The sequence below is a fragment of the Pseudoxanthomonas sp. OG2 genome (genome assembly GCF_014192765.1).
GTDB classification, from domain to species: domain Bacteria; phylum Pseudomonadota; class Gammaproteobacteria; order Xanthomonadales; family Xanthomonadaceae; genus Pseudoxanthomonas_A; species Pseudoxanthomonas_A beigongshangi.
This window is the reverse complement of record NZ_JACHYM010000001.1, coordinates 1,550,290-1,564,184: the sequence shown is the minus strand read 5'-3', so window position 1 is coordinate 1,564,184 and position 13,895 is coordinate 1,550,290. Positions and strand designations below refer to the sequence as shown.

At 68.7% G+C, this 13,895-nt stretch carries 14 protein-coding genes; 11 read left to right on the top strand and 3 right to left on the bottom strand.

What is annotated here, in order from left to right; all coding sequences use genetic code 11:
- Both FHW78_RS07405 and FHW78_RS07400 read left to right on the top strand, forming a co-directional pair.
- Positions 1–2,631, top strand: coding sequence for a sensor histidine kinase KdpD (locus FHW78_RS07405; RefSeq protein WP_183639264.1), 2,631 nt, complete (start codon positions 1–3; stop codon positions 2,629–2,631).
- Between the two features lie 17 nt (positions 2,632–2,648).
- Positions 2,649–3,377 carry a response regulator transcription factor gene (locus FHW78_RS07400; protein WP_183639262.1) on the top strand — a complete coding sequence of 243 codons (729 nt, stop codon included), beginning with the start codon at positions 2,649–2,651 and terminating at the stop codon, positions 3,375–3,377.
- Positions 3,378–3,413: 36 nt separating this feature from the next.
- Here FHW78_RS07400 and FHW78_RS07395 read toward each other — a convergent pair whose 3' ends face one another.
- Positions 3,414–4,520: a PQQ-dependent sugar dehydrogenase gene (locus tag FHW78_RS07395; protein ID WP_183639260.1), complete on the bottom strand. Its 1,107-nt coding sequence runs from the start codon at positions 4,518–4,520 to the stop codon at positions 3,414–3,416.
- A 207-nt stretch (positions 4,521–4,727) separates the two neighbouring features.
- Between FHW78_RS07395 and FHW78_RS07390 the strand changes: the two genes are divergently transcribed.
- From FHW78_RS07390 to FHW78_RS07350, 9 genes are all read left to right on the top strand, one after another.
- Complete coding sequence (locus FHW78_RS07390) at positions 4,728–5,873, top strand: histidine kinase (protein ID WP_183639258.1); 1,146 nt, start codon at positions 4,728–4,730, stop codon at positions 5,871–5,873.
- 26 nt (positions 5,874–5,899) lie between these two features.
- Positions 5,900–6,703 (top strand): LytTR family DNA-binding domain-containing protein, encoded by an 804-nt coding sequence (locus FHW78_RS07385; protein ID WP_183639255.1) that lies wholly within the window; start codon positions 5,900–5,902, stop codon positions 6,701–6,703.
- 121 nt (positions 6,704–6,824) lie between these two features.
- Entirely contained in the window at positions 6,825–7,316 is a 492-nt protein-coding gene (locus tag FHW78_RS07380) for a nuclear transport factor 2 family protein (protein WP_218533473.1), read from the top strand.
- A gap of 5 nt (positions 7,317–7,321) precedes the next feature.
- Positions 7,322–7,801, top strand: a complete 480-nt coding sequence (locus FHW78_RS07375; protein ID WP_183639253.1) for a DUF4440 domain-containing protein — start codon at positions 7,322–7,324, stop codon at positions 7,799–7,801.
- Positions 7,802–8,068: 267 nt separating this feature from the next.
- Positions 8,069–9,037 (top strand): tRNA dihydrouridine(20/20a) synthase DusA, encoded by a 969-nt coding sequence (dusA, locus tag FHW78_RS07370; RefSeq protein WP_343205541.1) that lies wholly within the window; start codon positions 8,069–8,071, stop codon positions 9,035–9,037.
- 12 nt (positions 9,038–9,049) lie between these two features.
- Positions 9,050–9,964: an arginine deiminase-related protein gene (locus tag FHW78_RS07365; RefSeq protein ID WP_183639249.1), complete on the top strand. Its 915-nt coding sequence runs from the start codon at positions 9,050–9,052 to the stop codon at positions 9,962–9,964.
- A 202-nt stretch (positions 9,965–10,166) separates the two neighbouring features.
- On the top strand, positions 10,167–10,538 hold the full coding sequence (locus tag FHW78_RS07360; protein WP_318289389.1) for a hypothetical protein: 372 nt from the start codon (positions 10,167–10,169) through the stop codon (positions 10,536–10,538).
- A 65-nt stretch (positions 10,539–10,603) separates the two neighbouring features.
- On the top strand, positions 10,604–11,290 hold the full coding sequence (locus FHW78_RS07355; RefSeq protein ID WP_141455518.1) for a response regulator transcription factor: 687 nt from the start codon (positions 10,604–10,606) through the stop codon (positions 11,288–11,290).
- Positions 11,290–12,735 (top strand): ATP-binding protein, encoded by a 1,446-nt coding sequence (locus FHW78_RS07350; protein ID WP_183639247.1) that lies wholly within the window; start codon positions 11,290–11,292, stop codon positions 12,733–12,735. The genes FHW78_RS07355 and FHW78_RS07350 overlap by 1 nt, the downstream gene beginning before the upstream one ends.
- A gap of 30 nt (positions 12,736–12,765) precedes the next feature.
- Here the strand turns inward: FHW78_RS07350 and FHW78_RS07345 are convergent, their stop codons facing one another.
- Together FHW78_RS07345 and FHW78_RS07340 are read right to left on the bottom strand one after the other, a co-directional pair.
- Positions 12,766–13,512, bottom strand: a complete 747-nt coding sequence (locus FHW78_RS07345) for a M90 family metallopeptidase (protein WP_343205540.1) — start codon at positions 13,510–13,512, stop codon at positions 12,766–12,768.
- 3 nt (positions 13,513–13,515) lie between these two features.
- Positions 13,516–13,851, bottom strand: a complete 336-nt coding sequence (locus FHW78_RS07340; protein ID WP_183641428.1) for a hypothetical protein — start codon at positions 13,849–13,851, stop codon at positions 13,516–13,518.
- Positions 13,852–13,895: the final 44 nt, after the last annotated feature.

The following is a 13,895-nucleotide window of genomic DNA, read 5'->3' as shown; positions in this document are numbered from 1 at the left end:
ATGACCGACGCCCGCAGCCGCCAAGCCGATGCCCTGATCGACGGCCTGCACCGCGAGGCGGGCGGCCGCCTGACCATCTTCCTGGGCGCCGCGCCCGGCGTCGGCAAGACCTACACGATGCTTTCGCGCGCGCGGGAAATGCGCAAGCAGGGCACCGACGTCGTGATCGGCATCGTCGAGACCCACGGCCGCAGCGAGACCGCCGCGCTCACCGAGGGCCTGGAGGTGGTGCCGCGCAGGCGGGTCAGCTACCAGGGGCGCTGGCTGGACGAGATGGATCTCGACGCGCTGCTGGCGCGCCGGCCCAAGGTCGCGCTGGTCGACGAGCTGGCGCACCGCAACGCGCCCGGCAGCCGCCACGAGCGCCGCTGGCAGGACGTGATGGAACTGCTGGAAGCGGGCATCGACGTCTACACGACGATCAACATCCAGCATCTGGAAAGCCTCAACGACGTGGTCCACCGGATCACCGGCGTGCGGGTCAGCGAGACCGTGCCGGACGCGGTGTTCGATCGCCTGCGCGACATCGTGCTGGTCGACCTGCCGCCGCGCGAGCTGATCGAACGCCTGCACCAAGGCAAGGTCTACCTGCCGGACCAGGCCGCGCAGGCGTTGCAGGCGTTCTTCTCGCCATCCAACCTGATCGCGCTGCGCGAACTGGCGATGCAGACGGTCGCCGATCGGGTCGACAACGATCTGCGCGATACCCGGACCGCGCGCGGCCTGCCCGGCATGGCGCTGCGCCGCCGGGTGCTCGTGGCGATCGACGGCATGGGCCAGTCGGAATACCTGGTGCGGGTCGCCCGGCGCCTGGCCGAACGCCGCGACGCGCCGTGGACGGTGGTGACCGTGCAGGCGCGCGAGGCCGGCGAGGCCACCCAGCTGGAACTGGATCGCGCGTTCGCGCTGGCGCGCCGACTCGGCGCGCAGACCGATGTGGTGCACGGCAACAGCATCGCCGACGCACTGCTGGATTACGCCGCCCAGATCGGCGCCTCCACGCTGGTGCTGGGACGCACCCGCGAGCGGCCGGTGGCGCGGATGTTCAACCGCACCCTGACCCAGCAATTGCTGCAACGGGCCGCGCACTACGAACTGGTCATCATCAACACGCCGGAAGCGCGGGCACGCTCGCGTCGCCGCTGGAACCGCGCCGACATGCCGGTGTTGCGCAACGATCTGCTGTTCGCGGTAATCGCGGCGGTGCTGGCGGTCGGCGTGTCCTGGCTGGTCGAACGCTGGACCGGCATCGACGATCTGTCGATGGTGTTCATCGTCGCGGTGGTGCTGGTGGCCACCCGCACCCGGATGGCGGCGGCGGTGGTCGCGGCGCTGCTGAGCTTCCTGGCCTACAACTTCTTCTTCATCGACCCGCGCTTCACCTTCAACATCGGCGCCTCGCAGGGCGTGACCACGGTGTTCCTGTTCCTGCTGGCGGCGCTGGTCGCCGGCCGGCTGGCCTCGCGCCTGCGCATGCAGGTGCTGGCGCTGCGCGCGGCCAATGCCCATGCCACCGCCCTGCAGATGCTCGGACGGCAGCTCACCAGTGCGGCGGATCTGGGCCAGGTGCTGGCCGCCGGCCGCGACGCGCTGGGCACGGCGATGGACGCCGAAATCTGGCTGCGCTGGGATGGACAGGTGGCGGCATCGAACGGGGTGGTGCTGGAAGGCAAGGATCTGGCCGCCGCCGACTGGGCCCAGCAGCATGCGCAGGCCACCGGTCGCTTCACCGATACCCTGGCCGGATCCGCATGGTGGTTCCTGCCGCTGCGCGACGCGCGCGGGGTGATGGGGGTGGCCGGCGTGCGTTTCCCGCGCGAACTGCCCCGGCTGGGTTTCGAGCAACGGCGGATGGCGGAGGCGATGGCCGACGACATCGCCCAGGCCGCGCTGCGCACGCGGCTGGTCGCGGATCTGGAGGGCGCGCGCATCACCGGCGAGACCGAGCGCTTGCGCTCGGCCCTGCTGTCCTCGGTCTCGCACGATCTGCGCTCGCCGCTGGCCTCGATGATCGGTTCGGCCAGCAGCCTGGCGAATTACGCCGACGCGATGGACGCCGAGGATCGCAAGGCGCTGCTGGACACCATCCAGCGCGAGGGCGAGCGGCTGGATCGCTACATCCAGAACCTGCTCGACATGACCCGGCTGGGCCATACCGGGTTGACCCTCAACCGCGACTGGATCAACGTCGACGAACTGATCGGCTCGGCGGTCGGGCGGCTGCAGCGCTACCAGCCGGAAGTGCGGCTGCAGACCCGGATCGCCACCGACCTGCCGCCGATCTGGGTGCATCCGGCGCTGGTCGAGCAGGCGGTGTTCAATGTGCTGGAGAACGCCGCCAAGTTCTCCCCGCGCGGCGAGCCGGTCGAGGTCGAGGCGCGCCTGGTCGACGAACAGTTGCGCATCGACGTGCGCGATCGCGGGCCGGGCATCCCGGAACAGGAGCGCAGCCGCATCTTCGACATGTTCTACAGCGTGGAGCGCGGCGATCGCGGCCGCCAGGGCACCGGCCTGGGCCTGACCATCTGCCAGGGCATGATCGGCGCCCACGGCGGCAGCGTGGAGGCGCTGCCCGGGCCGGATGGCCGCGGCACCACGATCAGGATTACGCTTCCCCTCCTGCATCCCTGAGTTTCGCCGGTCCCGCCTTGAATCCCGCCGACACCGTCCCGGTTTCGTCCGCGCCCCCGGTCCGCATCCTGGTGGTCGACGACGAGCCGCAGATCCGCAAGTTCCTCGACATCAGCCTGCGTGCGCAGGGGTATCGGGTACTGCTGGCCGAGGACGGCGCTTCCGGCCTGGCCGCGCTCGCTTCGCCCGGCGCGGATCTGGTGATCCTGGACATCGGCCTGCCGGATCGCGACGGCCACGAGGTGTTGCGCGAAATCCGCGGATTCTCGCAGGTGCCGGTGATCATGCTGACCGTACGCGCGGGCGAGCAGGAGAAGGTGGCCGCGCTCGACGCGGGCGCCAACGACTACGTGACCAAGCCGTTCGGCGTGCAGGAACTGATGGCGCGCATCCGCGGCCTGCTGCGTGCCCACGCGGGCGCGACGGTGGAGGCGCCGGTGGTGTTCGATGATGGCCGCCTGCATGTTGATCTGGCCCGGCGCGAGGTGTCCCTGGACGGCGAGCCGCTGGCGTTGAGCCGCAAGGAATTCGCCCTGCTGTCCCTGCTGTTGCGCCATGCCGGCCGGGTGGTCACCCAGCCGCAATTGCTGCGCGAACTGTGGGGCCCCACCCACCAGCAGGACACCCACTACCTGCGCATCCTGGTCGGCAAGCTGCGCCAGAAGATCGGCGACGACGCTTCCGCGCCGCGCTACATCGCCACCGAGCCGGGCGTGGGCCTGCGTTTCATCGACGGTGGCCACTGACGCGGCCACCGCGCGAAGGCAACCGTGACGCAGGCGTCAGGGACGACGCTCCAGCCGCAGCAACCGTCCCTCCGGCTCATCCGTCAACAGGTACAGCGTGCCGTCCGGCGCCTGTTTCACGTTGCGCAGGCGGGTTCCGCTAAGGAGCACTTCCTCGCCGAGCACGCGATCGCCCTCCAGGTCCAGCCGCAGCAGGCTGCCGGTGGACAGTCCGGCGAGGATCATGTCGCCGCGCCATTCCGGAAACTGCGAGCCGCTGTAGATGACCAGGCCGGTGGGCGCGACGGTGCGATCGGTCCAGGTCCATGCCGGCGCGGTGTAGATCGCCCCGGGCAGCGTCTGCGGCCGGTAGCCGGTGGTGCGATAGCGGCCCGAGGTGTGCACCGGCCAGCCGTAGTTGGCGCGCGGACGCAGCACGTTGACCTCGTCGCCGCGATGGGTGCCATGTTCGGACATCCAGATGCGTCCGTCCGCCGCCTGCGCCAGTCCCTGCGCGGCGCGGATGCCGAGCGCATAGAGACCGGGCACCGCATTCGCGCCGAAATCCGGATTGCCAGGCACGGGCTCACCGTCGAGGGTGAACCGATAGATCTTGCCGCGCCTGTCCGTGGGATCCTGCGCCACCGGCAACGGCGGATTGTCGCCTTCGCGGAAATGACGCTCGCCGACGGTCAGGTACAGATGGCGCTGGCGATCGATCAGCAAGCCGCCGCCGTAGTGGAAGCGCTCGGCCGAACGCGGGGTGGCGGCGAACAGCGGACGCAGCTCGGCCAGGCGATCATCGATCAGGCGCGCGGTGGCCACGCGGGTGGTGAGGCCGTCCGCGTCCTGCGACGCGTAGGTGAAGTACAGGCGGCGATTGCTGGCGAAATCCGGGTGCAGCACTACGTCGAACAGTCCGCTGTTGTCGCCGCGACCCTCGAAGGCGTCGACCAGATCGTCGGGCATGCCGGCGACCGGATGCTTCGCGCCGTCCGGCCCGATGCGGACAAACCCGCCTTCCTTTTCGCTTACCAGAAAGTCCCCATCGGGCAGGAATGCCATCGACCAGGGACGCCGGAGGCCGGTGGCGACCGGGATTGTTTCGATTGCTTCCGCGGGGGCTGTCGCCATGCCCGCGGCCAGTACCAGTTCGAACAGCATCGACGATTCCTTTGTTATCGTGCCCCGCCGCCCATGCCGGTCGCGCGTGGGCCTTGAAGGAGGGTTTCCCGTGTCGTCGAACAGGCTAGCCGTTGCCGGGATGCGCGGCCGCGCGTTTGCGCCGGAGCGTTCCCGACGCGCGCCGAACCGAGCCGCGCCGGGCGTCCGGCCACGCCGCGCGGCCTATCCTGTCCATCGGGTTGCACCATGTATGCCATGACGCCGGATCCCGCTTCTTCCCGCCCTCCCGCTCCGCCGCTCGATCCGTCGCCGGCATGGTCGGGAAATGCCCTGTTCTGGTGGCTGCATGCGGGTGGCTGGGGCGGCGTTTTCCTGGTCAACTACTTTTCCGCGCTCGCCAACGGCAAACCGGCCGAATACTGGACCGTGCTGCTGGCGGTGGCGACGACCGGATTCCTGGGCACGCTGGGCCTGCGCTACCTGCTGCGCGCATGCGCCGACCGGCCGCCGGCGCGGTTGGCGCTGCTGATGATCGTGCCGGTGTTGTTGATCGCGGCGGCGATGGCGATGGCCTTCAAACTCGTCACGGATTTGGGGTGGTGCGGTCACTGCCTGCCCTTCACCCGGTTCGGCTACGTCACCTACGTGATCAGCCAGCTCTACGTGCTGGTGGGCTGGACCAGCCTCTATCTGGTCATGACCACGTGGCGGAAACTGCGCATGCAGACCGAAGCGGCGCTGGCGGCGACGGCGATGGCCCACCAGGCGCAGCTGAAGATGCTGCGTTACCAGCTGAACCCGCACTTCCTGTTCAACACCCTCAACGCCATCTCCACCCTGGTGCTGGATCGCGACAATGCCACCGCCAACCGGATGGTGCAGGGGTTGAGCGCATTCCTGCGCCACTCGCTCGACAACGATCCCATGCAGCGGGTGACCCTGAAGCAGGAACTGGACGCGATCGGCCTGTACCTGGATATCGAGAAGACCCGCTTCGCCGAGCGCCTGCGGTTGGAGATCGAGATAGAACCGGCCTGCTGGTCGGCATTGCTGCCAAGCCTGCTGCTGCAACCGCTGGTGGAGAACGCGATCAAGTACGCGGTGGCCAAGCGGGTGGAAGGCGGAACGATTGGATTGCGCGCCTCGCGCGAAGGGGAGCGCCTGAGATTGTCGGTCGTCGACGACGGTCCGGGATGGCCTGCGCTCGATCACGGGGGCGTGCCCCCCGACAACGCGCCGCGCGGCAACCGGGTCGGCCTGGCCAATACCCGTGATCGGCTTCGCGTGCTGTACGGCGCGCAACAGAGTTTCGATGTCCGCAATCGCGAGGAGGGCGGGTTCATGGTGACGATGACCCTGCCGTTCGAAACCGGCGGCGCGCCACGGGAGTGACCATGCCACGAGCTGCGAGTGAACGGATGATCCGGACCCTGATCGCCGACGACGAGCCGCTGGCGCGGCGCGGACTGGAACTGCGCCTGGCCGGCGAACGCGACATCCACATCGTTGGCCAGGTCGGCGATGGTGCCGCGGCGGTGCGCGCGGTGTCGGAGCACGCGCCGGATCTGCTGTTCCTCGACGTGCAGATGCCAGGCCTGGACGGCTTCGCGGCCCTGCGCGCGATCCCGGCGCAGCAGATGCCGCTGGTGGTGTTCGTCACGGCTTATGACCACTACGCGCTCAATGCCTTCGAGGCCAGCGCGGTGGACTACCTGCTCAAGCCGGTGGACGACAGCCGCCTGCAGCAGGCCCTGTTCCGCGTGCGCGAGGCGCTGGATCGCCGCGATGCCAGCGATCATCGCGCGCGGCTGCTGGGTCTGCTCGGCGCGCTCAGCGGCCGGCCCGCGTTGACCCTGGACGAGGCGCTGGACGCCGGCGGCGCGCAGGCGTTGCGCGATGCGGACACGCCGCTGGCGATCCGCGATGGCGCGCGCACCTTGCGGCTGCCGAGGAGCAGCATCCGCTGGGTCGATGCGGCGGGCGATTACCTGTGCATCCATACGGATCGCGACACCCACGTGCTGCGCGCAACGCTCGGACAACTGGAGAAACGGCTGGATCCGACCCGGTTTCCACGCATCCATCGCTCGACCCTGGTCAACGCCGGACGGGTCAGCTCGCTGCGTCCGCACCTCAACGGCGAGTATTTCCTGACCCTGGACTGCGGGCAGGAACTCAAGCTCTCGCGCAGCTACCGCGACCGGCTCGCCCTGTTCAAGTAACACGCGCCCGAGGCGCGTGCTCGGAGGCATTGCGCCGAAGCGTGCGGAATCCGCGGTGGGCGCCATTGTCCGCGGACGCCCCGCCCGTCAGTCTGCACGGACATTCCCAAGGAGACGTGCAATGAACCAGCCGCGGTTTCGAAGCCTGCTCGCGGGTGCCCTCTTTGCCTTGACCGCGGGCGCGCACGCGCTGCCGGCCGATGCACCCGCTGCCCATCCGGCGGCGCAACAGGATCCCGCCGCGCAGGCGGGCATGCGCCAGGCGATCAATCACTACTTCCGCGGCCAGGCCACCGGTGAGGCGTCCCACATGCGCCAGGCGTTCCTGCCGAGCGCGCGGATCGAGAGCGTGCGCGACGGCAAGGTCACCTCGCTGACGCTGGACGAGTTCTGCGCGTTCTTCAAGGGCAAGGCCGCGGCAGACGAGGCATCGCGCGTGCGCACCATCGATTTCATGGATGCCTCGGGGAGCGCCGGCACCGCCCGCATCACCCTGGACCATGGCGCGGTCGTGATCACCGACTATTTCCTGCTGCTGAAGGTCGGCGACGAGTGGAAGATCGCCAACAAGATCTCCTATTTCGGCCGCAAGGCCGAAGGCCAGGCCGGATGATGCGCATGAAATCCGCGCTGCTCTTCGCTTCGCTCCTGTGCCTGTCCATTGCCAGTCTCCCCGCCCCCGCGGCGGACGGGCCAATGGCCCGCGAGGCCGAGGCGGCGATCCGCGCGACCGACGCCCGATGGTCCGAGGATCTCTACGCCGGCCGCCTGGACCGGGTGATGGAGAACTACGACGAAAACGCGGCGTTCCTGACCCATGGCAGTCCACTGATCCGCGGCAAGGCGGCGATCCGCGCGTGGTTCCGGGAACGCCTGGATACGCCGGGATACTCGGCCAGGTTCCGGCCCACGGAGATCATCATTGCGGCATCCGGCGACATGGCCTACGAACTGGGCGAGTTCGAGGCGACCGTCCTGTCCGGGGGACGGACGATGCGGGTCAAGGGCAAGCACCTGGTCACCTGGCGATGGAACGGCGCGCGTTGGGTGGTCACCGCCGAGTCGATCAACACCGATGGGCCGGCGGTCGCCGGGTAGGCCGCACGCCCTCGCGGGAAATCGGCGGCACTGCGCTCTGAACCGGCGCGGACGGCGCTGGACAGGGACGTGGGAGGAGTTCGGGCCTCCGCCACGACATGGGCGATAATGGCCCGGCAGGCGCCTGGCGGCCGCGGACCCGCGTCCCGGACCGTCCATCAGGCGGCCTGGATGTCCGCAGACCCCACTGGAAACAAGCCGAGCATGCCGTTGGAAACCGCCGTCCCGACAGGGGCAAAGCCCCGTAGTCCCGATATCAGGGAAGGCGTGACCCTGTCCGTCGCGCCGATGATGGACTGGACCGATTCGCATTGCCGCGTGTTCCATCGGCTGCTGTCGCCGCATGCGCGGCTCTACACCGAGATGGTGCATGCGCAGGCGGTAATCCACGGCGATCGTGATCGCCTGCTCGGATTCGATGCGGTGGAACATCCGGTCGCGCTGCAACTGGGCGGCAGCGAGCCCGACCTGCTGGCACGGGCCGCGCGCATCGGCGAGGAATGGGGCTACGACGAGGTCAACCTCAACGTCGGCTGTCCTTCCGATCGCGTGCAGGCCGGCCGCTTCGGCGCCTGCCTGATGAAGGAACCGGCGCTGGTGGCCGACAGCGTGGCGGCGATGATCGCCGCGGTCGCGATTCCGGTGACGGTGAAGTGCCGGTTGGGCGTGGATGAACTGGAGGACTACGATCGCTTCCGGGCGTTCGTCGATACCGTCGCGGACGCGGGCTGCACGACGTTCTTCGTGCATGCGCGCAAGGCCTGGCTGCAGGGCCTGTCGCCGAAGGAGAACCGCGAGATCCCGCCGCTGCGCTATGACTGGGCCTACCAGCTCAAGCGCGAGCGCCCCGATCTGACCGTGGCGGTCAATGGCGGCATCGGCACCGTCGTCGACGTGCAAACGCACCTGCGGCACAGCGACGGGGTGATGCTGGGCCGCGCCGCGTATCACGAGCCGTATCTGTTGCATGAACTGGAAGCCTCGCTGTGGGGGGCGCCATTGCGCAGCCGCGCCGAGCTGCTGCGCGCGCTGCGTCCTTACGTGGAAAGCCGGCTGGCGGCGGGCGTCGCGCTCAAGCACGTGACCCGCCATGTCCTGGGCCTGTTCCATGGCCAGCCCGGCGGGCGCATGTTCCGCCAGATCCTGAGCGAGGGTGCGCATCGGCCGGGGGCCGACTGGTCGCTGCTGGAGCGCGCGCTCGCGGCGACGGAATCGCGCCTGCAGCCGGCCGCCTGAGGGCGACCCGCGATGCTCACCCGCGATATTCCGGAGTTCCTGCGTCTGGCCCGCGCCAGCGCCGCCGACTTCGGGCCCGCCACCGCGCGCGCCGCGTTCCTGGTCAGTCCGGAGGGTTTCGTCCGTGCCGACGAGTCGGCGCGCGACAACCGCTACATGGCCGATGCCGGCGGCTTCGATGCGTCGGCCGCGCTGGACGAACACCGCGCGCTGCATCGCGCGCTGTCCGCAGAGTTGCCGGTGATCGCCTTTCCGGGCAATCCGCGGACGCCGGACGCGGTGTTCCCCAACAACGTGTTCGCGACCGCGCCCGGGCGCCTGATCGTCGGCCGCATGCGCTACGAGGTCAGGCGGCGCGAGGCGGAGCGGGGCGATATCCGCGGCTTCTTCCGCGACACCCTCGGTTACCGGGAAATCGACCTGTCCATCCAGCCCCATCCCTGCGAGCTGACCGGGGCGCTGGTCATCGATCGCGCACGCGGGCTGGGTTTCTGCGGCCTGTCCGACCGCTGCGACGAAGCCGGCGCGGCGCTGATGCACGAAGCGTTCGGCCTGCGCGCGACCCTGATGTTCGACCTGGCCCCGGGCGAATACCACACCAATGTCGTGCTGGCCTTACTGGCCGGGCGTGCCGTCCTGTTCGCTGCGCCGGGCTTTGCCGACCCGCGCGTGCCGGCTGCCCTGGGCGAACTCTACGGGCCACTGGCCATCGCCCTGTCACCGGACGAACAGGCCGCGTTCGCCGCCAACGCAATCGCGCTGCGCCCGGACAGCGTCTGGATGAGCGAACGGGCGGCCCGGGCGCTTTCCGCCGATACCCGCCGACGCCTGGAAGCGCAGGCCGGGTTCGTCGTGCGCGACGTCCCGCTGGCCGCCGTCGAGGCCGGCGGGGGCTCGCTAAGATGTTGTGTCGGCGAGATTTTCTGACCGTTCCGTAAGCTGAACGGTGGCGCCAGGCTTGTGGATAAGTTCAGACCGGATTCACCGCCCGGAGCCAAGACTTTGCGTCCATTGGTCTAGAAGTGGTTTCGGGTTCCGTTCAGTTTGGGAAGCCGAGATCCGTTACGATTCCGTTATGCATCGCACACTTTCTTCCATCGCGTTCGTGGCACTGCTGGCGCTGGCCGGCATGGTGGTCGTGGCCGACGCCCGGGCGCAGGCACAAGGCCAGGGACAGGGGCGGGGACATGACGATCGTGGCGAGCGTTCGGGGCAGCGCGAACAGGGATTTCCCCGTTCCAACGATGCCCGCGACAACAACCACAATTCGCTGTCCGATTCCGTGCGCCGCGCCCAGCGCGAGCCCGGCATCCGCGTGCTGAGCGCCGAACGCGTGCCGTTCGATGGCCGGGACATCAATCGCATGAAAGTGATCGATGAGCGTGGCCGCGTGCGTTACATGGACGATGCCGGCGGCAGCCGCCGCCGCACGCCGTCGCGTGGGGGAGAAGGCGAACAGGCGCCCGCGTCTGCACGTAGTGATAACCCACCTCAACCGTAGTCTTACGTAGAATCACTCGTAAGCTCGTGGCGGCCCAGGTGCCGCCCGCATTCCAAGGAGAGTCCATGCGTATCTTGCTGGTCGAAGACGAAGCCCCCCTGCGCGAAACCCTGGCCGCCCGTCTGAAGCGCGAAGGCTTTGCCGTCGACGCCGCCCAGGACGGCGAAGAAGGCCTGTACATGGGCCGCGAAGTCCCGTTCGACGTGGGCATCATCGACCTCGGCCTGCCCAAGATGTCGGGCATGGAATTGATCAAGGCCCTGCGCGACGAGGGCAAGAAATTCCCCATCCTGATCCTGACCGCGCGTTCCAGCTGGCAGGACAAGGTCGAGGGCCTGAAGCAGGGCGCCGACGACTACCTGGTCAAGCCGTTCCATGTCGAGGAACTGCTGGCGCGCGTCAACGCGTTGCTGCGCCGTGCCGCCGGCTGGAGCAAGCCGACCCTGGAGTGCGGTCCGGTCGCGCTGGATCTGGCCGCGCAGACGGTCAGCGTCAATGGCAGCAACGTCGACCTGACCAGCTACGAGTACAAGGTGCTGGAGTACCTGATGATGCATGCCGGCGAACTGGTCTCCAAGGCCGACCTGACCGAGCACATCTACCAGCAGGATTTCGATCGTGACTCCAACGTGCTGGAAGTCTTTATCGGCCGCCTGCGCAAGAAGCTGGATCCGGAAGGCGAACTGAAGCCGATCGAGACCGTGCGCGGACGCGGCTACCGCTTCGCCATCCCGCGCACCAACGAGGCTTGATGGCGTCCCCGGCGGGCGCCGAACCCTCGGCCAGGCCGCGGCGCGCGCCGTTCGACGGCTGGCGCCCGCGATCACTGCGTGCCCGCCAACTGCTGGCCGCCAGTCTCGGACTGGTGGCCTTTCTCGCTTTGGCGGGCTACGCGCTGGATCGCGCGTTCATTGCCACCGCCGAGGACAACCTGCGCCAGCGCCTGAAAGCCTATGCGCTCAAGTACACCGACGAAATCGACTTCACCCGCGGCGGTGCGCTGATTCCGCCGTTCGACACGCCCGATCCGCGTTTCGAGATGCCCGACAGCGGCCTGTATGCGGAAGTGATCCTGCCCAACGACCGCTGGGGCTCCAACTCCACCCTCGGGCCTGTGCTGCCGGCGTCGCCGATGCTCGGCCCGCTGGAGGAAGCCTTCGACGGTCCGGTCACGTTCCGTCGCGCCGACGGCAGCGAGAGCCAGGTCTACCGCTATGGCGTGGGCTTCGTCTGGGCCGAGCGCGGCCCGGATGCGGAGTTTCCCTACAGCATCTACATCCTCGAGGACGCGCAGGCGCTCAACGCGCAGATGCGCGTGTTCCGCGGCGCGTTGTGGGTGTACCTGGGCAGCGCCGGCTTCATCCTGCTGCTGCTGCAGATGGCGGTGCTGCGCTGGAGCCTGCGTCCGCTGCGGCGCGTGATCACCGAGTTGACCCGCGTGCAGGGTGGACAGATTGACCGCATGAGCGAACGCCATCCGCGCGAACTGGAACCGCTCACCGACAGCATCAACGCCTTCATCGAGAGCGAACGCGAGAACCTGGAGCGCCAGCGCAATACCCTGGCCGATCTCGCGCACAGCCTGAAGACGCCGCTGGCGGTGCTGCGCACCCAGCTCGACAGCGGCAGCGGCGAGGCTTCGCTGCGGGAGGAACTGGACAACCAGCTCAAGCGCATGAATGGACTGGTGTCCTACCAGCTGGCGCGCGCGGCCTCCAGCGGCCACAAACTGTTCTCCGCGCCGGTGCCCATCGAACCGCATGCGGAAGAGATCGTCGGCGGCCTGGAGAAGGTCTACGCCGGCAAGCGCGTGCTGTGCGAATTCGAAATCGATCCGCAGGCGAGGTTCTACGGCGAGACCGGCGATTTGCAGGAACTGATGGGCAACCTGCTGGAGAACGCGTTCAAGTGGGCGCGTTCGCGCGTGTTGCTGACCGTGCGCCCGCTGCCCGCGGCACCGCAGCGGCGCGCCGGCCTTTACCTGTCGGTGGAGGATGACGGCCCCGGCATCACCGAGGAGAACATCCCGGTCGTCCTCCAGCGTGGCGTGCGCGGCGACGAGCGCGTGCATGGCCATGGCATCGGCCTGTCGATCGTGCAGGACCTGATCCGCGACTACCGCGGCGAGCTGCAGGTGGGACGTTCGGAGGAACTGGGCGGCGCGCAGTTCGTGGTCACCCTGCCGCAGGGACTCTGATCCGCCGCACGGTGCGCGGCGACCCGCCGGTCACCATTCCGGCGGCGGACCATAGAACCGGCGCAGGTGTGCGGCCACGTCGGGCATGGCCTGGCGCAGCAGGCGTGGTGCGGAGAAGTGGTATTCGGTGGCCACCGCGAAGAATTCGTCCGGGCCTTCGGTCGCATAGGCGTCGATCCGGGTCTCGCGGCCGGTATCCACCTCCTGGCACAACTGATCGTAGGCACGCTGGAAATCCTGCGCCCAGCGGCGGCGCCAGTCGCCGGGCAGTGGAGGCGTCCCGTCCATCTCGCCGTCGAGCGCATCCAGCTTGTGTGCCATTTCGTGCACGGCCACGCAGAAACCGGCGTCGGGTTCGGCCAGGTCCGCCTGCACGTCCGCCCACGACAGGATCAGCGGGCCGGCATCCCAGGATTCGCCGGCCAGATCGTCTTCCCATTCGTGTTGCACGCCCGCCGCGTCGGTGTGGCTGCGGTGCACGCGGAAGGCTTCGGGATAGACGATGAGCTGCGACCAGCCGCGCCAGCCGCGATGGCCGAATTCAAGCAGCGGCAGGCAGCACAGCGCGGCCAGTTGGGTGCACTGCTGGATATCGAGCGACAGCCCACCCAGCGGAGTGATGGTCTTTTCGTGCAGGAAGCGCGCGGTCAGTGCGCGCAGGCGCCAGCGGCGCACGTCGTCGAGCCGCGCAATCCACGGCGTATCGCGGCAGATGCGTTGCCAGATCTCGTCATCGATGGGAGCAGGCGGACGTAACCGCCGGAGCAGTCGCAACACTGGTCAGCGAAACATGCCCGGCAGGAAGCTGTGCCATTTCGGTGCGCGCGGGCGCGGCAGCACCGGGCTTGGATCGCTTTCATCCTCGCCGCCGCCGCCGCGACTGCCCACCACCGGCAGCGTGCCGCCGGACGATGACGTGGTCGCGGGCGCATACTTGTCGCGCACCGACGCGCGCGCGGCGCGCGTGGCGGCTTCGCTGGGCGGGGATGCTTCGCTGGCCTTGTCGGCGATTTCCTGGCAAGCCGATGCGCTGACGGTCGACAACACGCGGCCGTTCTGCGCCATCGCCGGCGCACAGATGCAGGTCAGCAGGACGATGAAGCTGGCGCGAAGCATCGGAGGACTCCTGTCGGATGGCGGCCGAGGCGGCGGCCATCCTG